The organism is Streptomyces sp. NPDC002643 (genome assembly GCF_053592555.1).
The window spans coordinates 1-23,971 of record NZ_JBSFVY010000005.1 but is presented as its reverse complement, the minus strand read 5'-3'; the positions used below and the strand labels follow the sequence as shown (position 1 = coordinate 23,971).

Sequence of the window (23,971 nt, the reverse complement as noted above, 5' to 3'; positions counted from 1 at the left end):
CCCCACCCGCCCGCGCCGCACCGCGGGTGAGGTGTCCCTCCGGGAGACGGCGACCGTGCGTCGATCTCCCGGAGGGGCCCCTCGGCATGGTCGAGGCGGCAGCGGCCGATGGATCGGTCGGCGGATCAGTCCACGATCGTCCCGCTGCCGACCGTGGCCGGGGCCCGCAGGTCGAGCGCGGTGAAGTTGCCCTCGACCTCGGCCTTCTCGGCGGCGTCCGGGTACGGGTTCACGCAGGCGACACCGGCGCTGGAGCCCGACATCAGACTGGTGCACGGGCCGGGCTTGCGGTCGGGCAGGCCGAGGATGTGCCCGAGTTCGTGCGCCGAGATCCGGACGGTGTTGTAGCCCTGGTCGACGGCCTGTCGTCCCATCCAGACCGTGCCGTTGCCGAGCGATGCCGTCTGTGCCCGGGGCCAGCCGTTGTCGGCGACGATCCGGATGTTGGCGCGCTGCCCGGCCGCGACGGGGCGCAGCTCGACCGAGTCCACGCTCTCGTTCCAGATCTCCGCGCCACGGTCGACGGCGGCCTTGAACTCCGCCGATGAACTCGCGTCGTAGGTGAGGACACGGGCCGCCGCGAGCGACTGACCGCCGGAGTCCGGTGCGGCCGCGTAGACCTGGCCGCCCAGGGTGAGCGCCGCCGTGAGGGCGACGGTGAAACCGTGGACCAACGTACGCGCGTACATGGTCGACCTCCTGTGGGGGGTGAAGGTGAGAGTGAGGTGTGCATGTTCATGTCACACCCTGCCACTCACCCTGCCCCTGCCGGACGACCTCAATCCGCCAATCGGCCCCGCGTCTCGGTCGGGTAAATGCGCGACCGAACTCTTGACAGCCCCCCTGAGGGGTCAGATTGTTGTTGCTCATAGCGAGTGACGATGCGTTATTCGCAACGCTGGAGCGGTGATTGCCGCTCTGCCTCCCCTTCCCCTTCCTGCCAGGGCGCGCTGCCGCCGGGCCGGGTGAGGCGATCGGCGAGACCGTCACCGATCGCCGTGGCGGTGAGGTCGTCGTCAGCGACAGAGAGTCCACCGCCGTCTGTGGAAAGGACGAGTTGATGAACAAAACCCGTGAGAGGGACGGCAGCCGCAGCCATCCCGCCGGGGTGGATCTGCCGGGTGGTTCGGCGGCATCCGCAGGTCCGAGAACCGACCTCGTCGTCTTCGGTGTCGCCGCGGTCCTCACCCTCGCCTTCGTCGTGTGGGGTGCCACGGCGACGGACACGCTGGAAAGCGTATCGGGGAAGCTGCTGGACGGGACGATCCGCAACGGAGGCTGGGCCTTCGTCCTGGCCGCCTCCGGCTTCGTCGTCTTCGCCCTCTGGCTGGCGATGAGCCTCCCCCAGCTCTCAACTGCGTTCGAGCCGGGGGGACCCCCATCGGCCGCATCACCCTGGGCAAGGAGGGCGAGCAGCCCGAGTTCCGGACGATCTCCTGGATCGCCATGATGTTCAGCGCCGGCATGGGCATCGGCCTGATGTTCTACGGCGTCAGCGAACCGCTGTCGCACTTCATCACGCCACCGCCCGGCACCGACCCGGCGGACGCCAACGAGGCCATGGAGACCGCCATGGCCACCACCCTCTTCCACTGGACGCTGCACCCCTGGGCGATGTACGCGGTCGTGGGCCTGGCCATCGCCTACAGCACCTTCCGACGCGGACGCCGCCAGCTGATCAGCGCCGTGTTCACCCCGCTGCTCGGTGAGAAGCGGGTGAACGGCTGGGCCGGCCGGGCCATCGACATCCTCGCCATCTTCGCCACCCTCTTCGGCTCGGCGGCCTCCCTGGGCCTCGGCGCCCTGCAGATCGGCAGCGGTTTCACCGGGCTGGGCTGGCTGGGCTCGGTCGGCACCGGACTGCTGGTCGTCGTGATCGCGGTGCTGACCGTGGCGTTCGTCGCCTCGGCGGTGTCCGGGATCGAGAAGGGCATCCAGTGGCTGTCCAACACCAACATGGTGCTGGCGGTGACCCTCGCGGTCTTCGTCTTCCTCGTCGGCCCGACCATCTTCATCCTCGATCTGCTGCCCACCTCCATCGGCGCCTTCCTCGGCGATCTGGCCCAGATGGCGGGGCGTACCGAGGCGTCGAGCGGTGAGGGAGTCGCCGACTGGCTGGCCGGCTGGACGGTCTTCTACTGGGCCTGGTGGATCTCCTGGACGCCCTTCGTCGGGATGTTCATCGCCCGCATCAGCCGCGGTCGCACCATCCGGCAGTTCGTGGGCGGCGTCATCCTCGTCCCCAGCACGGTCAGCCTGCTCTGGTTCGCGGTCTTCGGCGGCTCGGCGATGCACCTGCAGGACGAGGGCCGCCTCAACGACGCCGCGACGGCACAGGGCCAGCTCTTCGATGTGCTCCAGCAGTACCCGATCGCCACGGTGACGAGCGTCGTCGTGATGATCCTCGTCGGGATCTTCTTCGTCTCCGGCGCCGACGCCGCCTCCATCGTGATGGGGACGCTCTCGCAGCGCGGCTCCCTGGAACCGTCCAAGGGCGTCGTGGTGTTCTGGGGCGTGCTGACCGGGGCCGTCGCCGCGATCATGCTGCTCATCGGCGGCGGCAAGGGCGACGCGCTCACCGGCCTGCAGAACCTCACCATCCTCGCGGCAGCCCCCTTCACCCTGGTGATGGTCGGACTCTGTGTCGCGCTCACCCGCGATCTGCGCCACGACCCGCTCATCATCCGCAGAAGCAAGGGCAAGGAGGCCATAGAGAAGGCCGTCATCGCCGGCCACGAGAAGTACGACGGCGACTTCGAGCTGCGGATCGATCCGGCCACGAACGGGGAGGTGCCGACTTCCACCGAGTCGGCTCCCACGTCCGCCGTCTGAGGCCTGTCCAAGGGGCCACCCGGCAGCGGATGGGCAAGCGCCCGGCGGCGTCGTGAAACCGTCCAGTGCGGTCACGATCCCGCCGGGCGCCCGTGGCGTTTCCTTCGGGGCCGGGGCCGGGGCCGGGATCGGGGCTCAGCCCAGATGGCCCATCCGGCGGCTGATCTCCTCCGCGCCCTCGATCAACGCGGGGGCGAGCGCGTGGATGCGCTCCTCGGTGAAGCGGTACGCCGGCCCCGAGGCGCTGAGCGCGGCGATGACCTCGCCCTCCCGCGAGCGGATCGGGGCCGCCACGGCGTGCAGCCCGAGCTCCAGCTCCTCCAACGTCACCGCGTAGCCGCGCTCCCGTACCTCGGCAAGGGCGTCGTCCAGTTCCGTCCCGGCCGTCAGGGTGTGCGGCGTCCACCGCTCCAGCCCGGACGCGGCGAGCACATCGGCGCGCTCCCGCTCCGGGAGGTGGGCCAGCAGGATCTTGCCGCTCGATGTGGCGTGGAGCGGGGTGAGCTGGCCGACCCAGTTGTGCGTACCGACCGCGCCGGGGCCGCGTACCTGGTGGAGGTTGACCGCGTAGTGCTCCTGGAGGACGGCGATGTTGACGGTCTCGCCGATCTTCTCGCTGAGCCGCTCGCAGACCTGTCGGCCCTGCTGGGTGATGTCGAGGCGTCCCGTGACCGCTCCGGCCAGCCGTACGAGCCCGAAGCCGAGCCGGTACTTGCCGCGCTCGGCCGTCTGCTCGACCAGCCCCCGTGCCTCCAGCGCCCCGAGCAGCCGGAACGCGGTGGACTTGTGCACGTCGATCTCGGCGGCGACCTCGCTGACGCCGGCCTCGCCGCGCCGGGCGAGGATCTCCAGGACGCTGACGGCGCGGTCGACGGACTGCACCCCGTTCACAGCGGGAGTCGCTGTTGCGTCTTCTGCCGTGTAGTTGCTCATGGCGCAACTATACGCAGCCGGGTCCCTGAATTCCGTGGGGTGGCGGAAGGCGGTCGGCATGGCCGGATTCGGCCTCCCGCATGGTCGCACGACCTCTCTCACGGACGGAAGGCCGTGGCGGCGGGTGCTGCCCGACAGTGACTTCGCGCTTCCGGCCGAGGGCGTTCCGCGCCCCAGCGGCAAGGAAGCGCCGACTTCGCTCGACCGACCTCTTGACAGTGCGTGTCCTCGGGGAGACAGTTTGGACGGTCGTTGCCTATGGCGAACGAGGTTGCGTTATTCGCAACGCATACAACATCTTCCGAAGGTGACTCGATGACCATCACGAATCTGCCGCCCAGCCTGATCCCCACCCTGACCGGCGAGTACTACACCGACCCGGAGGTCTTCGCGCAGGAGCAGGAGCGGGTCTTCGAGGCCATGTGGTTCTGTGTGGCCCGTGCCGCCGAACTGGACAAGCCCGGCGCCTTCCGCACGTACCAGGTCGGACGCGAGAGCGTGCTCGTCTCCCGCGCGCGGGACAACTCGATCAAGGCCTTCCTCAATGTCTGCCGGCACCGTGGCGCCAAGCTGTGCACGGAGGAGTCCGGCGAGGTCAAGCGCGCCTTCCAGTGCCCGTACCACGCCTGGACCTACGGCCTCGACGGCAAACTGGTCGCCGCCCCCAACCTGACCTCGATGCCGGACATCGACCGGACCGAGTACGGCCTGATCAACGTCCATGTCCGTGAGTGGCTCGGCTATGTGTGGGTCTGCCTCGCCGACGAGCCGCCCTCCTTCGAGGCGGATGCGCAGGGCGCGGTCGTCGAGCGCCTCGGTGACCTGGAGTCCATCGAGCGCTACGGCATCGACAACCTCCAGCTGGGCCGCCGGATCACCTATGACGTGAAGGCCAACTGGAAGCTCATCATCGAGAACTTCATGGAGTGCTACCACTGCGCCACGATCCACCCCGAACTGACGGAGGTGCTGCCGGAGTTCGCGGACGGCTATGCCGCCCAGTACTACGTGGGCCATGGCGCGGAGTTCGGCGAGGACGTCCAGGGCTTCACCGTCGACGGCTCCGAGGGCCTGGACCGGATACCGGGAGTCGCCGACGACCAGGACCGCCGCTACTATGCGATCACCGTCAAGCCGCAGGTGTTCATCAACCTCGTGCCCGACCACGTCATCTTCCACCGCATGTACCCGATGGCCCACGACCGCACGGTCGTCGAGTGCGACTGGCTGTATCTGCCGCACGTCGTGGAGACCGGCAAGGACGTCAGCCGCTCCGTCGAACTCTTCCACCGGGTCAACCAGCAGGACTTCGACGCCTGCGAGCGCACACAGCCCGGCATGAGTTCACGGGCCTACTCCAAGGGCGGCGTCCTGGTGCCTAGCGAGCACCACATCGGCGAGTTCCACACCTGGCTGCAGAACAAGCTCGACGTACGCCCCACGGGCTGACCGCTCTCCCGCCCTCTTGACACCCCTCTGTTCCGCCGAAAGCATGTTGCGTATGGCGGTTGTCGTTGTGCGATGTGAGACATCCCTCTCTCTGGAGTCCGTATGAGGAGCATCACCGTCGTCGGAGCGTCGCTGGCCGGTCTGAGCACGGTCCGCGCGCTGCGTGCGGAGGGGTACGCTGCGCAGCGGCTGCTCGGCGTCCGCACCCTGCGCACCCTGGACGACGCCCTCGCCCTGCGCGCCGAACTGCTGGACGGGCTGCCCCGGGTCGTCGTCATCGGGGCCGGGTTCATCGGTGCCGAAGTGGCCTCCACCGCCCATCGCCTCGGGCTCCATGTGACCGTCGTCGAGGCGCTGGAGGTTCCGCTGGAACGCCAACCGGGCCGCGAGATGGGCCTGGTGTGTGCCTCGCTCCATCACGACCACGGTGTCCGTCTGCTGTGCGGAACCGGCGTGGCGGGACTCATCGGCGAGGGCCGGGTCACGGGCGCACGACTGGCGGACGGGCGGGTGCTGCCCGCCGGCATCGTCGTGGTCGGCGTGGGCGTCCGGCCCGCCCACCGACTGGCTGGCCGGTTCCGGTGTCCGGGTGGACGACGGGGTGGTCTGCGACGCCGGCTGCGCGACCGGCGTCCCCGGGGTCGTCGCCGTCGGCGATGTCGCCCGCTGCCCCCACCCGTTCACCGGACGGCACGCCCGCATCGAGCACTGGAGCAACGCCACCGAGCAGGCGCGTACGGCCGCCCGCACCTGCTGACCGGTGTGCCGGCCCCGGCTCCGCTCACCGCGCCGTACTTCTGGTCCGACCAGTACCAGGTGCGCGTCCAGCTCGCCGGACAGGTCGTCCCCGGCGCCGAGCCCGAGATCGTCGAGGGGGACGTCGACAGCCGTACGTTCACGGCCGTCTACCGCAGCGAGGGCGCCCCCGTCGCCGTGCTCTCCCTCAACCAGCCCAAGTTCTTCAACCGACTCCGCCGCACCCTTGTCCCCGCCACCGCGGCCACCGTCGTATGAGCTGCCCGTACGCACCCGGCGTCGTCCACGCCGCCCCCTCCCAAGGAGACCGTCGATGACCCTGTTCCACCAGTCCCTGCATGAACTCGACCCCGAGGTGGCCGCCGCCGTCGACGCGGAGCTGAACCGCCAGCAGTCGACCCTGGAGATGATCGCCTCGGAGAACTTCGCGCCCGTCGCGGTGCTGGAGGCGCAGGGTTCGGTGCTGACCAACAAGTACGCCGAGGGCTATCCGGGCCGTCGTTACTACGGTGGCTGCGAGCACGTCGACGTCACCGAGCAGATCGCCATCGACCGCCTCAAGGAGCTGTTCGGCGCCGAGTACGCCAACGTCCAGCCGCACTCGGGAGCTTCGGCGAACCAGGCCGCGCTGTTCGCGCTGGCCCAGCCCGGCGACACCGTCCTGGGGCTGGACCTCGCGCACGGCGGCCATCTCACCCACGGGATGAGGATCAACTTCTCGGGCAAGCAGTTCAACGTGGTCCCGTACCACGTGGACGACTTCGGTCTCGTCGACATGGACGAGGTCGAGCGGCTGGCCAAGGAGCACCGGCCGAAGGTGATCATCGCGGGCTGGTCGGCGTATCCGCGGCAGCTGGACTTCGCCGGGTTCCGGCGGATCGCGGACGAGGCCGGCGCCCATCTGTGGGTCGACATGGCGCACTTCGCGGGCCTGGTCGCGGCCGGGCTCCACCCGAACCCCGTGCCGTACGCGGACGTGGTCACCTCCACCACGCACAAGACCCTCGGCGGCCCGCGCGGCGGCATCATCCTGGCCCGCAACAAGGACTTCGCGAAGAGGCTCAACTCCTCGGTGTTCCCCGGCTTCCAGGGCGGTCCGCTGGAGCATGTCATCGCGGCCAAGGCGGTGTCGTTCAAGGTCGCCGCGAGCGAGGAGTTCAAGGAGCGGCAGCGGCGTACGGTCGAGGGCGCGGCCATCCTCGCCGCCCGGCTGACCTCCCCGGACGCCCGCGAGGCCGGGGTGAACGTCCTGTCCGGCGGCACCGACGTCCACCTCATCCTCGTCGACCTCCGGGACTCGGAGCTGGACGGACAGCAGGCCGAGGACCGCCTCCACGAGGTCGGCATCACCGTCAACCGCAACGCCGTGCCCAACGACCCCCGGCCGCCGATGGTCACCTCGGGCCTGCGCATCGGCACCCCCGCCCTCGCCACCCGGGGCTTCACCGCCGAGGACTTCGCGGAGGTCGCGGACGTCATCGCCGAGACGCTCAAGGCGCCCTCTCCCTTCGGTGCGGCCGACGCCGAGGCGCTGAAGGCCCGAGTCAAGGCGCTCGCCGACAAGCACCCGCTCTACCCCGGCCTGTAACCGACGGACAACTCCCGCAGGGGCGCGCCGACGACCGACGTTCGGCACGCCCCTTTGACTCCACGGAGCGTGGCGTGGCAATCAGCGTCTTCGACCTGTTCTCCATAGGCATCGGCCCTTCCAGCTCACACACCGTCGGCCCGATGCGGGCCGCCGTGATGTTCGTGACCCGGCTGAAGCAGGAGGGCCTGCTCGCCCAGACCAGCGCGGTACGGGCGGAGTTGTTCGGCTCCCTCGGCGCCACCGGCCACGGCCACGGCACCCCCAAGGCCGTACTGCTCGGCCTGGAGGGCAACGAGCCGCACACGGTCGACGTCAACCAGGCCGATCTGGATGTCGAACGCGTTCACGCCACCGGCCGCCTCCGCCTCCTCGGCGCCGAGATCGGCCCGGCCCACGAGATCGACTTCGACGCCTCCACCCACCTGGTGCTGCACCGCCGGCGCTCACTGCCGTACCACGCCAACGGAATGACCCTCTTCGCCCACGACGCGGACGGCGTACCGCTGTCGGAGCGGACGTACTACTCGGTGGGCGGTGGCTTCGTCGTCGACGAGGACGCGATCGGCGCGGACCGCATCAAACTCGACGACACCGTGCTGCCCCACCCGTTCAGCACGGGCGACGAGTTGCTGCGGCTGACGAAGGAGACCGGGCTGTCGATCTCCTCGCTGATGCTGGAGAACGAGAAGGCCTGGCGCACGGAGGAGGAGATCCGCGCGGGCCTGCTGGACATCTGGCGGGTCATGGAGGCCTGTGTCGCACGGGGGCTGGGCCGTGAGGGCATCCTCCCCGGCGGTCTGAAGGTCCGTCGCCGGGCCGCCGCGGCGGCACGTGCCCTGCGTGGTGAAGGGGACCCGGGGCTGCGCGCGATGGAGTGGGTGACGCTCTACGCGATGGCCGTGAACGAGGAGAACGCGGCCGGCGGGCGCGTGGTGACCGCCCCGACCAATGGCGCGGCGGGCATCATCCCCGCCGTACTGCGCTACTTCCTCGACTTCGCGGCGGGCGCGGCCACCGAGGCGGAGAAGGAGGACGGGGTGGTCCGCTTTCTGCTGGCCGCCGGGGCGATCGGGCTGCTCTTCAAGGAGAACGCGTCCATCTCCGGCGCCGAGGTCGGCTGCCAGGGCGAGGTCGGCTCGGCCTGCTCCATGGCCGCCGGAGGTCTCGCCGAGGTACTCGGCGGCAGCCCCGAACAGGTCGAGAACGCCGCCGAGATCGGCATGGAACACAATCTGGGCCTGACCTGCGACCCCGTCGGCGGCCTCGTCCAGATCCCCTGCATCGAACGCAACGGCATGGCCGCCGTCAAGGCCGTCACCGCCGCCCGCATGGCCCTGCGCGGCGACGGCCGTCACCATGTCTCCCTCGACAAGGTCATCAAGACCATGAAGGAGACCGGCGCCGATATGAAGATCAAGTACAAGGAGACCGCGCGCGGCGGCCTCGCCGTGAACGTCATCGAATGCTGAGGTGGCAGGGCCGGGCGTGATCCCCACGACAGGCCCTAGGTACTCGGGGTCTCGTCCGGGTGGAGGGCGTCGAGGATGAGGGTGAGGCCGAAGGTGAACTCGTCGGCGTAGTCGTAGCCGGGCTTGAGGACGTGTTCGGTGGCCAGCTCGGTGAGATGGGGATGGGCGTCGGCGGGCATCTCGCGCAGGATGGCGCCCGTGACCTCCTCCAGTTCGGTCGTTTCCTTGAACGGCAGGCTCAGTTCCTGGAGCACGAAGCCGTACAGATAGCTGTCGATCAGGGAGACGGCGTGCGCGGCCATCGGCACGGAGAAGCCCCCGGAACGCAACGCCCCGAGGACGGCGTCGTGGTGACGCAGTGTCGCCGGGCCGGGCCGGGAGCGGGAGTCCATCAGGCCGATGGCCCACGGATGGCGCCGGAGGGCGGCTCGGGCGGAGACCGCGCGCCGACGCATGGCGTCCTTCCAGTCGGCCTTCCGGCCGGCCTTCCGGTCGGTGCCGCGCGCCGGCAGTTCGATCTCGCCGAAGACGGCGTCCACCATGCCGTCGAGGATGTCCTCCTTGCCCGCCACATGGTGGTACAGCGACATCGCCTCGACGCCCAGCGGTTCGGCGATGGCCCGCATGGTGAGCGCGGCCGACCCCTTCTCGTCCGCCACCGCCACCGCCGTACGGATCACCCGCTCACGGCTCAGCGGGGTGCGCCCCGAGGTCCCTCGCCGCTGGTGATGGCCGGCCTCGCTCATCCATCGCTCCTCTACGCCGTTGACTGCCTTACGGTATAAGGCTACCGTTTCCTTACAATGTAAGGGCGAGAGATCGGCGAGGGGGCCGCGCCATGAACACGGATCGCTCGACAGGCATGAACCCGACAGACATGAACTCGACGAGGAGGAAGAAGATCTGCGTCGTCGGGGCCTCGGGGAAGCTCGGGCAGTACATGGTCGGGCACGCGCTGGAGCGCGGCTACGAGGTGGTCGGGGTCTGCCGCGAGCGCAGCGTGCCGAAACTCGCCGCGTTCGAGGGCCGGATGACCGTCGTGCCCGGACCCACCGACGACCCCGAGGTGATCCGGCGGGCCGTCGACGGATGCGACGGGGTCCTGACGGTGCTGGTGCCCTGGGGGGTGCGGCAGTACTCGTCGGGGACGGCTCAGGCGGTGCTCGACCATGCCCGGCCGGGCGCCCGCCTGGTCTTCTCCTGCGGCTGGCACATCACCCGCGACGGCAAGGACACGTACTCGCGGATGTTCACCCTCGGCGTCCGCACCGCCGCCGTGCTGGGCAAGCTCGTGCGCGCCGTCGAGATCGACGACCAGGTGGAGGCGTGCCGACGGGTGTTCGCCAGCGACACCCGGTGGACGGTGGTGCGCGGCAGCAGCCTGGAGGAGGGGGAGAGCCAGGGCCTGCCCGTGTGGAGCCGGCATGTGGGCGACCCGGTCCTGGCGAGCAATCTGACGCGCCGGGTGGACTTCGCCCTGTTCATGGTCGAAGCGCTCACCGACGACACCCTCGTCCAGGAGGCCCCGGCGATCGTCGGCCGCCGCACCCCCAGCGCCCTCGCCCACACCGGGGGCTCCGCCTAGGACGTGCAGAACTCGGCCGAGACCACGTTCTTGCCGCCGCCGACCCAGTCGCCGTTGAAGTTGAGGGTGATCATGTGGCGGCCGTCCCGGGTGCCGAAGGACTGGGTCGAGGAACCGTGGATACCACCGGAGTGGCCCCAGACCTTGACCCCGCAGGTGGTCTCGTACTCGATGAGGCCGAGGCCGTGGCGCTGGCTCGGCAGATTGCCCTCCGTCGAGACCGTGGTCGTCATCTGCCTCAGCTGGGCGGGAGGCAGCAGCCGGCCACCGAAGAGGGCACTGAAGAAGCGGTTGAGATCGGAGGAGTTGGTGATCATCTCGCCCGCCGCCCAGGCCCAGGACGGGTTGAGTTCGGTGACGTCGTACGTCCGGCCGGGGTCCTCGGTGAACGTCGAGTAGTGCCGGGTGGGCGCGGGGACACGCGGGTCGCGGCCGGGGAAGTAGGTGGCGCGCATCCCGAGCGGGCCCGTGATCCGCCGCTCGATCTCCTCGGCGTACGGTCTGCCGGTCAGCTTCTCCAGGATCAGCCCGAGGACGAGGTAGTTGGTGTTGGAGTACCGCCAGGAGGTGCCGGGCTCGAACTGGGGCGGGTTCTCCAGGGCCAGGGCGATGACCTGCTGAGGGGTCCAGTCGTCGTAGCGGGTCTGAAGGAACTCGATGCCCATCACCTTCCTCACGAAGGTGGCGTCCTCGGTGAAGTTGAAGATGCCGCTGGTGTGGTTCATCAGCTGACGCACCGTGATCTTCCCGCCGTCGTGGCCGTTGCCCCGGACCAGCCCGGGCAGATAGTGGTCGACCGTCGCGTCGAGGTCGACCCTTCCCTCCGCCTGGAGTTGGAGCATCACGGTCGCCACCAGCGTCTTGGTGACACTTCCGGTGCGGAACCGGTCGTCGGCGCCGCGCGGCTGCCCGGTGGTGAGGTTCGCGACACCCGAGGTCCCCTTCCACACCCCCTGGCCGTCGCGGACCTCCGCCACCACTCCCGGTACGCCCGCGGCGACGGCCGCGTCCATGGCGCCCTGCGTGGCGGTGTGCTCGGATGTCCGTGTCCCGGCGGCGTTCACCGCGGCTCCGGCCGCGACGGCGGGCGTGGCCAGCAGGGCCGTACCCGCCGCCGCGATCGCCGTCACACCCACCAGCGCCGTCCGGATCAGACGTGTCGACATGTGCACCAACCTCTCTCGGCCTCATGGGCCCGAAGCTCGGCTTTTGTGGTGCCCGCATCGTGCCGACGCCCCTTAACAGCCCTCCAACGCGCCACCAACACGTTGATCACCGCGCCGTGGTGACCGAGGATGGTGCCCTTCGATCGCACGGGGGGTGCCGATGGAGTTCGCAGTGCTGGGAGCGCTGACAGCGGCCGACGACGACGGTGTGACCGTCCTCGTCCGAGGAGCCAAGCCGCGCGCCCTGCTCGCCACGCTGCTGCTGGAGCCCAACCGCACCGTGCCGCTGGACTCGGTGACGGCGGCGCTGTGGGGCGAGCGGCCACCGCCGACCGCCACCGCCTCGCTCCACAACCATGTCGCCCGACTGCGGCGCGACCTCGGCGACACCGACGGCACCCGGCTGCGCACCACGACGTACGGGCTCGAACTCAGGGTCGCCGACGGCGAGTTGGACCGAGAGGTGTTCGAGGAGCTGGTGCGTCGGGCGCAGGAGGCCCGCGACCTGCAGGAGTGGGAGACGGCCGAGCGCGACGCCGGGGCCGCGCTGACGCTGTGGCGCGGTGTGCCCTTCGCCGATGTGCCCTCTCTCGCCGGTCACCCCGTCGTGGTGTATCTCCAGGAACGGCGGCTGCAGGCGCTCGAATGCCGCTTCGACGCCCTCCTCCATCTCGACCGCCTCGACGGGCTCGCCGCCGAACTGGGCCTCCTGGTCGAGGAACACCCCTTCCGGGAGACCCTGCACCGCCAACTGATGCTCGTCCTCGGCCGCACCGGCCGCCAGGCCGAAGCGCTGACCCTCTTCCGCACCCTCAGCCGGACCCTGGCCGACGAACTCGGCGTCGAGCCCGGCCCCGCCCTCCAGGAAGCCCACCGCGAAGTGCTCCACAGCACGGCCGTACACCATCGCCAACAGCCCGTTCCCGGGACGCGGTTCGCCGTTCCGGAGGCCGACCCCCGGGCTCGCTCGGGGGCAGGACTCCCACAGCCGCAGCAGCTTCCCGCACCCCCCGACGGCTTCGTCGGCCGCGCCGAATACAGCGCCGAGATCCGTGCCGCCCTGGAGGCCGAGCGGGACCGTACCGCGCTCGTCGTGATCAGCGGAATGCCGGGCGTGGGCAAGACGGCCCTCGCCCTGCACATCGCCGAGCGGCTGAAGGACGAGTTCCCGGACGGCCGCCTCCACCTCAATCTCCACGGGGCCACACCCGGTATCGCCCCCCTCGCACCCGCCGACGCCCTGGCCGCCCTCCTCCACGGCCTGGGCGTGGACGCCCGCCGGATACCCGGCGACACGGCCGCCGCCTCGGCCCTCCTGCGCTCCGCGCTCGCCCCCACCCGTACGCTGCTCGTCCTCGACGACGCGGCCTCGGCGACCCAGATACGCCCCCTGCTGCCGGCCGGCGCCGGCTGCGCCGTACTGCTGACCAGCAGAAAGCCGCTGGCCACCCTGGACGCCTCCACCCACGTCCGGCTCGACCCCCTCCCACTCCAGGACAGTGCCCTGCTGCTGGAGCGGGCCTCGGGCCGCACCTGGGACACGGCCGACACCGAACCGGTCGCCCGGCTGGCGGCCCTGTGCGGCCATCTGCCCCTGGCGCTACGGGTCTGCGCCGCCCGTCTGAGGAGCCGCAGAGCCCTCCCTCTGGAGCAGCTGGTGGAACGCCTCGCCCGTCACGAGGACCGCCTCGACCACCTCGAACTGGAGGACCTCAGCGTCCGCCGCTCCCTGACGGCCGCCCACGAGGCCCTCCTCGGCTCCGGCGACCGGCCCGACGGCGCCGCCGCCACGGCCCTCGTCCTCATCGGCACACTGGACCTGCCCGAGTACACGGCACCGCTGATGGCCGCCGCCATGGACACCACCGAGCGGGGCGCCGAACAGGCCCTGGACCGCCTGGCGGACGTCGCCCTGCTGGAGGAGAAGGGCTTCGGCCGCTACGTCCCGCACGACCTGGTCCGCGACTACGCCCGGGAACTCGCCGACCGGCCGGACGCCCGGTCCGCGAACGCCGCCGGCGTCGAACGCGCCCTGCGCTGGTACCAGCGGCACCTCGCCCTGTGCGCCGCGACCCTACGACCGGGCCCGGCGCGAGCACCCGAACACCCCGGCGACGGCACGCCCTTCGCCACCCCGGCGGCGGCACTCGCCTGGGGCGACACCGAAGCGGCCAACCTGCTCGCCCTGATCGGCTCCGGCGCCCACGGGCATCTGACACCGACCCGCACCCTGGACCTGATCACCGGCCTCTTCCCCTATCTGCACGACCGAGGCCGGGTACCCGACCTCGAACGTCTGACGCGGCACGCCGTCACCCTCGCCAGGACGGGCGGCGACACAGCGGCCGAAGAGCGGGCCCTGGGCCAGCTCGCCGCCGCCCACTACTCGGTCGGACGCGTACGACGGGCGCTGCGCCTCCTGGACGAAGCCGTGCGGCTCAGCGAACACCTGTCCGACGACACGACCCGGATGCGTCACCTGGGCAACCGGGCCGCGCTGCTGCGGGAGTTGGGCCGGGACGCGGACGCACGGGCGACACTGGCCCGCTGTCTCGCCCTGCGCCCCGACACCCTCAGCCCCGGTGAGGAGGCGACCCTCACGGGACACCAGGGGTACGTCGCCGAACTCACCGACCCACGCTTGGCGCTCTCGTTCCACACCCGCAGCAGGGGACTCGCGCGGCAGGCGGGCAGCGCGGTGACCGAGCAGGTCGCCCTGTGCAACGCCGGCCGTACGCATCTGGCGCTCGGCGAGCCCGCCCAGGCCCTGCGGAGCTTCGACGAGGCGCTGCGCGTCATGGCGGCCGGCGCGGCCCACTGGAACGCGGAACGGGAGACCCGCCTCGGCCGCGCCCAGGCGCTGCGGGCGTTGGGCCGCCTCGGTCTGGCCGGGGCGACCTGCCGGGCGCTGATCGAGGAGACCACCACACGCGGCGACTCCTACGGCCGGGGCCTCGCGGAGTACGAGTTCGGCCATGTCATGAGGGCACTCGGCGACGAACACACGGCCCACACCCACTGGCGCAACGCGCTGACCGCCCTGGAGACCACGGACGCGTCCGTACTCGCCGACCTGCGCACCCTGACGGCGACGGGGACGGGCAAGGTCACAAGGATGGAGACAGTGACGGGGACGGTGGCGGGGACGGGGACGGCGGAAAAGGGGCTGCGGGCGGCGGGCGGGTCCCGGTAGCGTGCCGGTCGTGCGCTGATCTTCAGGGCGACGGTACGGCCGTCGCAGACGGAACGACCGCTCTCCCGTCATCCCGACGGCGAGGGCTCATCGACATGCGCGATCCGTCCGAACCCTCGGAGACAACGCCAATGGCTCCCGAACTCACCTATGCGTCACTGCTCGCCCGCGTCGCGGACGACCCGACGGTCGTCGGACTCCTGCTCAAGGGCTCCCACGCCCACGACGGCATGGCCACCGAGCATTCCGACCGCGACGTGTACATCGTCCTCGCGGACGAGACGGAGACCGGCCCAGGCAAACCCGGCTCCCGGAATCCCGGCGCCCCGAAGCCCGGCCCCCGCAACCCCGGTCTCCGGGAACTCGACGGTCATCGCTCGGCCGACCTGGACGTCGTCGTCATCACCCTCGACGCCTTCCGCCGGCTCGGCGGCTACGAACGGTACGCCCTCGCCCGTGCCCGGATCGTGATCGACCGTCTGGACGGCGGGATCGCCGAGATCGTCGCGGCCAAGGGGCGACTCGACGACGAGGAGGCGTTTCGCGCCGCGGCCGGTTGGCTGGACGCCTACGCCAACTCCCTGTACCGGTCCGTCAAGAACGCCCGGGACGGCCACCCGCTCGCCGCTCACCTCGACGCGGCCGACAGCGTGGGATTCCTCCTGGAACTGTTGTTCGCGCTGGACGGTCGTCCGCGTCCCTACAACAAGTACCTGGAGTGGGAGCTGACGCGCGTTCCCCTGCCCGGATGGGAGACGGAGCAACTCCTGGAAACGATCGGACAGATCGTGGGGACGGGCGACACGGCTTTCCAACGGCGCCTTTTCACTCGCGTCGAAACCGTGGCCCGACAAGCAGGCCACGGGCCCACACTGGACGCCTGGGGCGAAGATCTTCATCTGATGCGTATTCCTCCACGTGTTCATACGGAGGCTCACTGAAAAGGGCCGGTACCGTCGCGTGAGAGGGGGATCACGACGGCGTGTGACGAAGGATGGATCGATTCGATGAGCCCGGACCGAGCGGTGTATGTGCGCCGCAATTCCTGGACGCTTCCGGAGGACGACGAGACGCTGCGGTTCTATGCCGCGGCCGTCAGCGAGATGAAAGGCCGGGAGCCGGGCGACCCCACGAGTTGGTCCTATCAGGCGGCCGTGCACGGCACCGCCAAGGTGCCGCCGAAGCCCCTGTGGAACGGCTGTCAGCACGGCTCCTGGTACTTCCTGGCCTGGCATCGCATGTACCTCTACTACTTCGAGCGCGTCGTCCGGGCGACTGTGGTGGAGCTGGGCGGCCCGGACGACTGGGCACTGCCGTACTGGGACTACGGCGCCGGAGGAGAACAAGCGCAACTTCCGCACCCCTTCCGTGATTCCCGGGGCGGCGCCAATTCCCTGTTCTCCCCACGGGCCCACGGAATGAAACAGGGAAATCCCATGCCCTTCCAAATCGCTTCCCCCACCCAGGCGTTGGCTCGCCCCCAGTTCATCGGCGCCGCCGAATTCGGCGGGGGAATCACAGCGGCCGGCGGATTCTGGAGCAGTGCCGGAGTCGTCGAGATCACCCCGCACAACGCGGTGCACAACTACGTCGGCGGCTTGATGAACAACCCCCGCACCGCCGCACAGGACCCCATTTTCTGGCTGCACCACGCCAACATCGACCGCCTCTGGTTCGAATGGTCGAAGCAGCCCGGGCGCAAGAACCCGACCGACCCCGGATGGACCACGCAGTCCTTCTCCTTCTTCGACGCCGACGGCACACAGGTCAGCCTGAAGGGGGCCGACATCGACGACATCGTCGGTCAACTCGGCTACACCTACGAGACCCACGTACCGGCCGCCGTCCCCTCCGCCGCAGAGCCCCCGCGGCCTCCCCTGGCCGAGGTGCGGATGAGCGACGCGAACGGCTTCGAGCGAGCGGACATGGCCGGTGCCTCGGAGCGGCCCGTGCGGCTCGTCGGCCGGGCCGAGAGCGTCGCCGTGCACCTCGACGACGCGACGGTCCGGTCACTCGGCCGAGGCCTCGGCACCGTCGGCCCCGAGCCCGAACGGCGCGTCTACCTCAACGTGGAGGACATCGAGGGCGAGACGAGCCCCGAGACCGTCTACGGCATCTACGTCAACCTTCCCGAAGACGCCTCCGAGGAGGTGGCCGAGAGCCGACGCGTCGGCAACCTGCCGTTCTTCGGCATCGAGCGGGCGCGCGATCCACGCGGCGACGAGCATCCGCACGGTCTGCGCGTGACCGTCGAGATCACCCCACTGGTGCGGGCACTGGAGGCGGAGGGCGACTGGGACGAGCGTGAGCTGCGGGTGTCGTTCCTTCCCCTGGGCATGGTCGATCCGGAGGTCGAAGATCCGCCGGTCCGTGTCGGACGTGTCAGCCTCAGCTACACCTGATGGCACCACAGAGCGTCGTACGGGCATGGCCCCGGTGGCCGTTGGCCGGGGTGCGGGCGTTTTGGAGGCGGCCGCTGCGGACGCGTGTTTCCCTGGGCTTCGCCCTGATGGCCGTCGCCGCCTGGGGCGTCCTGATCGCACTGACCGCGGTCGGCGGGCCGCACGACGACTCCCACGCCCATGCCGCCTCCCATACCACGGCCCACCTCGCCTCCCCGGTGCCGGCCTCCCCGGAGTTGGCGATGTGGACGCTGATGAGCGTCGCGATGATGCTCCCGGCGGCGCTGCCGGCGATCGAACACGTGGGTGTGAATAGTCTGCGCCGACGGCGGCGGCACGCGATGGCGACGTTCACCGCCGCCTATCTGGCCGTGTGGATCGCCTACGGCCTGCTGGTCCGGGCGCTGGCACCGCTGTGGGCGCCGCTGCCCGGCCACACCGTACTCGTCGCCGCGCTGACGCTCGGCGCGGCGTGGCAGCTGACCGGACACAAGCGGCGCGCGCTCGGCGACTGCCACCGGTCATGGCCCCTGCCCCTGACCGGTCGGCGCGCGACGGCGGCGACGGTCCGCTTCGGACTGCGCCACGGCACCGCCTGTCTTCGTTCCTGCTGGGCCCTGATGCTCGTCATGGCCGTGGCGCCCGGAGGGTCGCTCCTGTGGATGGCGGCCCTGACGGGGATCGTCACGGTGGAGCGACTGGCCCGACGGCCACGGCATATGACGCACCTGACCGCCGCTCTCCTCGCCGCGACGGCGACAGGCGTCACCCTCGCGACCGGGGCCGCCGCCTGACCGGTGAGCGCGGCGAGCGGTGAGCTGGGACCGGGTGCCGGGGTGGGGAAGCACCAGCAGCACGGCCTGGGCCATCGGTGCCGTCTTCCGGTGGCGTCGCCCGGCCACCGGAGGTGCCTGGTACGGGATGTGGCGGACAGTCAGATCTCTCCTTGCGTCAACTCCGGGGGCCTCTCCGGGACTTCTCCGGGACTCTCAGCTCAAGAGTGGCCCTGGCCGCCTCCGCGCCGTCATTCGTCGTGCCGTTCTGCGGCACGACGGGGTGACGCGTATGTGTTCCAGGCCATCTCCTGGTGCGGCCCGGTAGCAAGTTCTCCGTCCAGGGACGGTAGGAGATCTGATGCGGTATGAGCTGTTCGGCTCCCTTCGGGTGCCGGACGAGAAGGGCAGCCGGTCAGTGATGGCTCCCCCCACGGCCCGACGTCTTCGCCGACCCCTATCCCTGTTCGACTTCCCCATCGATCTGCCGTCGAGCGACTGAGCGGCAGGGACACCGAGGAAGCCGTCCGCGATCGGCGCGAGCGGTGGCGGGGCGATCCGCTGCCGGCCGACCTGGTCATGGCTTTCCGGTGTCCGGAAGGACGACGCATCCAACCCGATCGACACCAGCTGGGCCCCCTCGGGCAGCAGGAACCGAAGGAGCATTAGACATGAGCATGATAAACGCCGAACAGCAGTCTGATGTGTACGACGTGGTGATCATGGGCGGCGGCAAGGCCGGCCTGACGCTGGCGCTTCAGCTGAAGCAGGCCCGCCCGGACACCAGCATCCTGGTGGTCGAGCGGGAGAAGCATCCCGTGCCCGAGGCGGCGCACAAGGTGGGCGAATCGACGGTCGAGATCGGCGGACGCTACCTGCGCAACGTGCTGGGGTTCGAGGATCACATGGAGCACCACCAGCTCAAGAAATTCGGCATCCGCATGTTCTTCAGCGACGACACCAACGAAGACATCGCGAATCGGCCGGAGATCGGGCACTCCGCCTTCCCGCCCCACAAGGTCATCAGCTACCAGATCGACCGGGGACGGCTGGAGAACGCGCTGGGGGAGGCGGTGCAGGCGCTCGGCGTAACGTTTCTTTCCGGCTGGAAGACGGAGAAGCTGGAGCTTCGGCCGGACCAGGACCACCATCGGCTGAGCCTGGTCGGTGACGACGGTGTCGAACGTCAGGTCGAGGCCCGCTGGGTGGCGGACGCCACGGGCCGGTCGGGGGTGATCAAGCGTCAGCTCGGGCTGGCCAGGACGGTGGGACATCGCGCCAACGCGGCCTGGTTCCGGATCGGGCACCCCATCGACATCGACAAGTGGTCGGACAGCCCCGCCTGGCACGGCCGGATCGAGAAAGACGTCCCGTACAGCGACCGTGAGTTGTCCACCAACCACCTGATGGGGCCCGGCTACTGGGTCTGGCTGATCCGGCTGGCCTCGGACGCGATCAGCATCGGCATCGTCACCGATGCGGACATGCACCCGTTCAACACCCTCAACCGTTTCGAAAAGGCCATGGACTGGCTGCGCGAGAACGAGCCGGAATGCGCCCGCGTGGTCGAGGAGCATCGCGACAAGCTCCAGGACTTCCGGGTGATGAAGAACTACTCCTACGGCTGTGAGCAGGTCATGTCCGGCGGCGGCCGGTGGGCCATGACCGGTGAGGCTGGGGTCTTCCTCGACCCGTTGTACTCACCGGGCCTGGACATGATCGCCATCAGCAATGGCCTGATCACCGATGTCGTCACCCGTTTCCTGGACGGGGAGGATGTCGAGGAACGGGCCGCGAACCACAACCGGACGCTTCTCACCGTGTTCAAGGACTGGCTGAACATCTTCGAGAAGCAGTACCCGCTGATGGGCAATACCAGGGTCATGATGACGAAGATCATCTGGGACACGACCCGCTACTGGGCCGGCCCCGGCTGGCTGTACTTCCACGACGTGTTCCGCCGCCTGGCCGAATTCCCGCGGCTGGCGGCCGACCTGGCCCGCTTCCACGAGACCACCAAGCTGGCGCAGGACTTCCTCCGGGACTGGCACGGCGTCGACCAGTCGAGCGAGACGGACGCGTTCGTCCGCTACTACGACCTCAACTTCATGCGGAAACTGCACATCGGCATGTGCGAGAGCCTGTCGGACGAGGAACTGGAGACCCGGTTCGCCGGCAATGTGCGCTACATGGAGCAGTTGACGGGCCAACTGGCCGCCACGGTCATCGAGGAGTGCAAGGCCCAGCCGGAGAACGAGGCCATGCAGCAGCAGGTGAAGCTGTGGGAGAGCGACGCCGCGCTGATGAGGCTGGTCGACGTCTACCACGAGGACTCCCCGGACAACCCGGTCATCGATCTCTGGATCACCTGCAAGAAGCGTCCTGAACTGGTCCAGCAGACGGCCGGCTGAGAACTTCCACGCAGAGCCCGGCCGCAGCCGCACCCGGCCGGGCCGACCGCGGAGGAGAAGCGCGCGACCCCCGCGGGGCCGGCCACCCGGATCGTCTCGGACCGTCTCCGCGAGGGACGTCACGGTGCGGCCGGGCGCTCGCGCCTCCTCGACGTCGCCGACGGCATCCGCTGGGCCTGACGCGACCGCCGACGCCCCTTCTGCATGGGGAGAACTGATCACCTTGGACCACTCTTTGATCGCCGCCGGCTCCGGTGATGCCTCGACCGGGGACATGCTCGCGGGACTCGCCGTGATCCTCGCCGTGGCATTCCTCTTCGCCCGGCTGGCCAAGCGCATTCGGCAGCCCACGGTGATGGGGGAGATCGTCGCCGGTCTCGCCCTCGGGCCGAGCCTGCTGGGCCTCTTGCCGGGAGACCCCGTCGAAGCGCTGTTCCCGGCGGACACACGGCCGATTCTTCAGGCGCTCTCGCAACTCGGACTGGTCCTGTTCATGTTCGGCATCGGCTACGAACTGGACTTCGCCCGTCTCCGGGGGACCGGCCGCCGGGTCACCCTGGTCTCGCTCAGCTCCGTGGCGCTGCCGTTCGCACTGGGGGCCGGGCTCGCCGTTCTGCTGTTCCCCTGGTACGACAAGTCGCAGCTCACCACCGATGGTGTGCTCGCCCCGGCGCTCTTCCTCGGGGCGGCGATGTCGATCACCGCGTTCCCGGTGCTGGCCCGGATCATCACCGAAGGCGGCATGCAACGCAGCCGCATCGGCGCCATGGCACTCGCATGCGCCGCCATCCAGGACTTCCTCGCCTGGTGCGTGCTGGCCGTGATCGTGGTCATCGCCACCGCGAGTGGACTGTGGCCGCTGGCCCGGATGGTGCTGGAGTCAGGTCTGTTCCTCGTCGTCCTGCTGTACGTCGTGCGCCCGGGGCTGCGTTGGCTGTTGGCTCCGGAGCGGCCGTGGGCGGCCGGCAGCGCCCTCATCCACACCGTCCTCGTCACCGGACTGCTGGTGTCCTCCTGGGCCACCAACGAGATCGGACTGCACGCGGTCTTCGGTGCCTTCGCCTTCGGTGCCGCCGTGCCCCGCGGCCACATCGAGGCGCAGGCCCCCCAGGTCGCCGAGCGCATCGAGCAGACCAGCCTCTTCCTCCTGCCGGTCTTCTTCACCGTGACCGGGCTGTCGGTCGACCTCGGCGGGCTCGGCGGGCACGGTGTGATCATGACCGTCTCCGTCGTCGTGGTGGCGTGCGTGGGGAAGTTCGTCGGAGCCGCCGGTTCCGCACGCCTCACCGGCGCCTCGGGGGGCGAGTCGATGGTGCTCGGCGTGCTGCTCAACGCCCGAGGGCTCACCGAACTGGTCATCCTGAACGTGGGGTTGACGCTCGGGGTGCTGGACAGCCGACTGTTCACCGCCATGGTCGTCATGGCGCTGGTCACCACGTTCATGACGGGACCGCTGCTGCAACGCCTCGGGTTCCACGAGGAACTCAGGCCCCTGCCGGTTCCCAGGAAGAGCACGAAGAAAGGCGTCTGAACCACCTGGAGAAGGAGTTCACCGAGAAGGAGTTCACCGAGATGGAGTTCACTTCCCCGCCCGCCCTGCCCGGGGCCGACGCATGAGCGCGACCGAACGCGGGCAACGAGGCTCCCGGCTCTCGGTCGACCACGACCTGTGCAGTGGCTCCGGCTACTGCCAGGAGATCGCACCCGAAGCCTTCCGGCTCCAGGACCGGCAGGCGTGGCCCGCCGACGACCTGGACCTGTCCGCCGCGGACCACGACCGGCTGCGTCAGGCCGAGGCCGCCTGCCCCTGGTACGCGATCACCTTCACACCGAACGAAGACGACTGAGAGGAACAGGGACATGACCAGTCGGCCCACGGACGCGCCGGTCGAGGACGTCCAGCCGCTGTACCGGCCGTACACGGCCAAAGCCGCCGAACCCTGGGAGGAGTTCGCACACGACCGGGCCCGCTGCCCCGTCGCCCGCAACGCCGAACTGAACGCGGTACAGGTCACCACCCACGAGGGCGTCAGGGAGGTGTTCACCGGACACCAGTCGTTCTCCAACGCGTACGGCAACATCTGGCCGTTGGAGGAGCCGCTGCCGCCCGAGCAGCAGGTGCTCGGCTGGTCCGACCCGCCGCGCCACACCCGCCAGCGGAAACTGCTGGTCAAGGCGATGTCGGCGTCCGGCGTCAAAAAGATGCGCCCGTTCACCGAGCGCCTTGCGGACGACATCATCGACAGGTTCGCCGAGCAGGGGTCCTTCGAGATGTACAGCGACTTCGCGGCTCCGATGGCCTCGGGTCACCTCTGCGAGCTGTTGGGCATACCGGATGAGGAACGCGACGAGTACGCGCGTTCGGCGATGAAGATGGAAGAGCTGTTCACGGCCACCATCTCCGGCGATCTGGAACCCGGGTACAACACCGAGGTCACCAAGTGGCTGGACTACCTCATCGAGATGGTCCGAACCAAGCGGGCGGCCGGACCGGGCAGCGACGACCTGATCACCCAGCTGGTTTTCGCCCGGGTGGACGACGACTACTTCGAGGGTGACGAGATCGCGGCATGCATCCAGCTGCTGAACTCGGCCGGGATCGGTACGACGATCGCGGCGATCGGCAACATGGCCTACCTGCTGGACCGTTACCCCGAGCAGAAGGCCCGGTTCCTGTCCGACATCAAGGGGCTGTCGGACTCCCTGGCAGCGGAGTCCCTGCGATTCGAGCCGCCCGTCTCCGGTCTGTGGCGCACCTGTGTCAAGCCGACCAGACTCGGGGAACTCGATATCGAGCCGGGTGAGAAGGTCTTCCCTCTGATCAGCGCCGGCACCCATGACCCGCTGGTCTACGACCGGCCGGACGAGTTCATCGTCGACCGTGAAGGGCCGAACGTGCCGTCGGATCTGCCGTTCGGCGGGGGAATCCATTTCTGCCCCGGCATGAACCTCGCTCGGCTCGAACTGCGGGTCGCCGCCGCGAAGCTGTACGAGCGGCTGCCCAACCTCCGGGTCAGGCCCGGCTTCAAGGCCGAACTCCAGGCAGGGGCGGTGATGCGTCGCTTCACGAAACTGGAGATGGTCTTCGATGCCCCGGCCCTGCCGAGGACGACCTGACATCGAGGCTGCTCGTGACACGCACCCGCGACCCGCGTCCGTGCCCGCCTCTGCCATGCGCCCCAGACGAGTGTCCCCGTCTCCGACGCGCACCCGAGACGCGTATCCGCGTCCCTGGTGCGCGTCCGTGCGTGCGTCCCCGGCGCATCCAGCGCGGCGCACCTGCGGAAACAGAGCCGCGCGCACAGGCGCGCACCCGCGGACACGGAGCCTGGCGCATCCTGGGCGCGCCCCCGCCGGCATGGAGCCGGGGGGGGGGGCGGGGGGGGGCGCGGCCCGGGGGGCGGGGGCCCC

The 23,971-nt window shown here is 69.8% G+C and carries 17 protein-coding genes and 1 pseudogene; 14 read left to right on the top strand and 4 right to left on the bottom strand.

All coding sequences use genetic code 11. The features are described from left to right. Positions 1-125: 125 nt before the first annotated feature. Positions 126-689: a snapalysin family zinc-dependent metalloprotease gene (locus ACWD4G_RS09110; RefSeq protein WP_451291754.1), complete on the bottom strand. Its 564-nt coding sequence runs from the start codon at positions 687-689 to the stop codon at positions 126-128. 371 nt (positions 690-1,060) lie between these two features. Between ACWD4G_RS09110 and ACWD4G_RS09105 the strand changes: the two are divergent. Beyond that, positions 1,061-2,832 (top strand): annotated as a pseudogene (locus tag ACWD4G_RS09105) (BCCT family transporter). A gap of 135 nt (positions 2,833-2,967) precedes the next feature. Here the strand turns inward: ACWD4G_RS09105 and ACWD4G_RS09100 are convergent. Continuing rightward, complete coding sequence (locus ACWD4G_RS09100) at positions 2,968-3,765, bottom strand: IclR family transcriptional regulator (RefSeq protein ID WP_451291752.1); 798 nt, start codon at positions 3,763-3,765, stop codon at positions 2,968-2,970. A gap of 315 nt (positions 3,766-4,080) precedes the next feature. On the opposite strand from ACWD4G_RS09100, the gene ACWD4G_RS09095 reads away from it, so the two are divergent. The 4 genes from ACWD4G_RS09095 to ACWD4G_RS09080 all read left to right on the top strand — a co-directional run bounded on the left by ACWD4G_RS09095 (position 4,081) and on the right by ACWD4G_RS09080 (position 9,030). Beyond that, positions 4,081-5,214 carry an aromatic ring-hydroxylating oxygenase subunit alpha gene (locus ACWD4G_RS09095; protein ID WP_451291750.1) on the top strand — a complete coding sequence of 378 codons (1,134 nt, stop codon included), beginning with the start codon at positions 4,081-4,083 and terminating at the stop codon, positions 5,212-5,214. Positions 5,215-5,316: 102 nt separating this feature from the next. Then, positions 5,317-6,228: an FAD-dependent oxidoreductase gene (locus ACWD4G_RS09090; protein ID WP_451291748.1), complete on the top strand. Its 912-nt coding sequence runs from the start codon at positions 5,317-5,319 to the stop codon at positions 6,226-6,228. A gap of 55 nt (positions 6,229-6,283) precedes the next feature. Further along, positions 6,284-7,558: a serine hydroxymethyltransferase gene (gene glyA, locus ACWD4G_RS09085; protein ID WP_451291746.1), complete on the top strand. Its 1,275-nt coding sequence runs from the start codon at positions 6,284-6,286 to the stop codon at positions 7,556-7,558. A 74-nt stretch (positions 7,559-7,632) separates the two neighbouring features. After that, complete coding sequence (locus ACWD4G_RS09080) at positions 7,633-9,030, top strand: L-serine ammonia-lyase (protein ID WP_451291745.1); 1,398 nt, start codon at positions 7,633-7,635, stop codon at positions 9,028-9,030. A gap of 35 nt (positions 9,031-9,065) precedes the next feature. Here the strand turns inward: ACWD4G_RS09080 and ACWD4G_RS09075 are convergent, their stop codons facing one another. Further along, positions 9,066-9,776: a TetR/AcrR family transcriptional regulator gene (locus ACWD4G_RS09075; protein WP_451291743.1), complete on the bottom strand. Its 711-nt coding sequence runs from the start codon at positions 9,774-9,776 to the stop codon at positions 9,066-9,068. A 116-nt stretch (positions 9,777-9,892) separates the two neighbouring features. On the opposite strand from ACWD4G_RS09075, the gene ACWD4G_RS09070 reads away from it, so the two are divergent. Next, the gene (locus ACWD4G_RS09070) at positions 9,893-10,615 is read left to right on the top strand and encodes an NAD(P)-dependent oxidoreductase (RefSeq protein WP_451291741.1); all 723 of its coding nucleotides are present in this window, start codon (positions 9,893-9,895) and stop codon (positions 10,613-10,615) included. Here the strand turns inward: ACWD4G_RS09070 and ACWD4G_RS09065 are convergent. Next, positions 10,612-11,781, bottom strand: coding sequence for a serine hydrolase domain-containing protein (locus ACWD4G_RS09065; RefSeq protein ID WP_451291739.1), 1,170 nt, complete (start codon positions 11,779-11,781; stop codon positions 10,612-10,614). The two genes, ACWD4G_RS09070 and ACWD4G_RS09065, sit on opposite strands and share 4 nt — an antisense overlap. A gap of 160 nt (positions 11,782-11,941) precedes the next feature. Here ACWD4G_RS09065 and ACWD4G_RS09060 point away from each other — a divergent pair, with 160 nt between their 5' ends. The 8 genes from ACWD4G_RS09060 to ACWD4G_RS09025 all read left to right on the top strand — a co-directional run bounded on the left by ACWD4G_RS09060 (position 11,942) and on the right by ACWD4G_RS09025 (position 23,677). Beyond that, entirely contained in the window at positions 11,942-14,974 is a 3,033-nt protein-coding gene (locus ACWD4G_RS09060; RefSeq protein ID WP_451291737.1) for a BTAD domain-containing putative transcriptional regulator, read from the top strand. A gap of 131 nt (positions 14,975-15,105) precedes the next feature. After that, positions 15,106-15,915: a hypothetical protein gene (locus tag ACWD4G_RS09055; protein WP_451291735.1), complete on the top strand. Its 810-nt coding sequence runs from the start codon at positions 15,106-15,108 to the stop codon at positions 15,913-15,915. A 66-nt stretch (positions 15,916-15,981) separates the two neighbouring features. After that, complete coding sequence (locus ACWD4G_RS09050; protein ID WP_451291733.1) at positions 15,982-17,376, top strand: tyrosinase family protein; 1,395 nt, start codon at positions 15,982-15,984, stop codon at positions 17,374-17,376. Then, positions 17,376-18,170 (top strand): DUF2182 domain-containing protein, encoded by a 795-nt coding sequence (locus ACWD4G_RS09045; RefSeq protein WP_451291731.1) that lies wholly within the window; start codon positions 17,376-17,378, stop codon positions 18,168-18,170. The genes ACWD4G_RS09050 and ACWD4G_RS09045 overlap by 1 nt, the downstream gene beginning before the upstream one ends. 650 nt (positions 18,171-18,820) lie before the next feature. Further along, the gene (locus ACWD4G_RS09040) at positions 18,821-20,560 is read left to right on the top strand and encodes an NAD(P)/FAD-dependent oxidoreductase (RefSeq protein WP_451291729.1); all 1,740 of its coding nucleotides are present in this window, start codon (positions 18,821-18,823) and stop codon (positions 20,558-20,560) included. Positions 20,561-20,783: 223 nt separating this feature from the next. After that, positions 20,784-22,091: a cation:proton antiporter gene (locus ACWD4G_RS09035; protein ID WP_451291727.1), complete on the top strand. Its 1,308-nt coding sequence runs from the start codon at positions 20,784-20,786 to the stop codon at positions 22,089-22,091. An 82-nt stretch (positions 22,092-22,173) separates the two neighbouring features. Then, the gene (locus ACWD4G_RS09030; RefSeq protein ID WP_451291725.1) at positions 22,174-22,407 is read left to right on the top strand and encodes a ferredoxin; all 234 of its coding nucleotides are present in this window, start codon (positions 22,174-22,176) and stop codon (positions 22,405-22,407) included. A 13-nt stretch (positions 22,408-22,420) separates the two neighbouring features. Next, positions 22,421-23,677, top strand: coding sequence for a cytochrome P450 (locus ACWD4G_RS09025; RefSeq protein ID WP_451291723.1), 1,257 nt, complete (start codon positions 22,421-22,423; stop codon positions 23,675-23,677). Positions 23,678-23,971 lie beyond the last annotated feature (294 nt).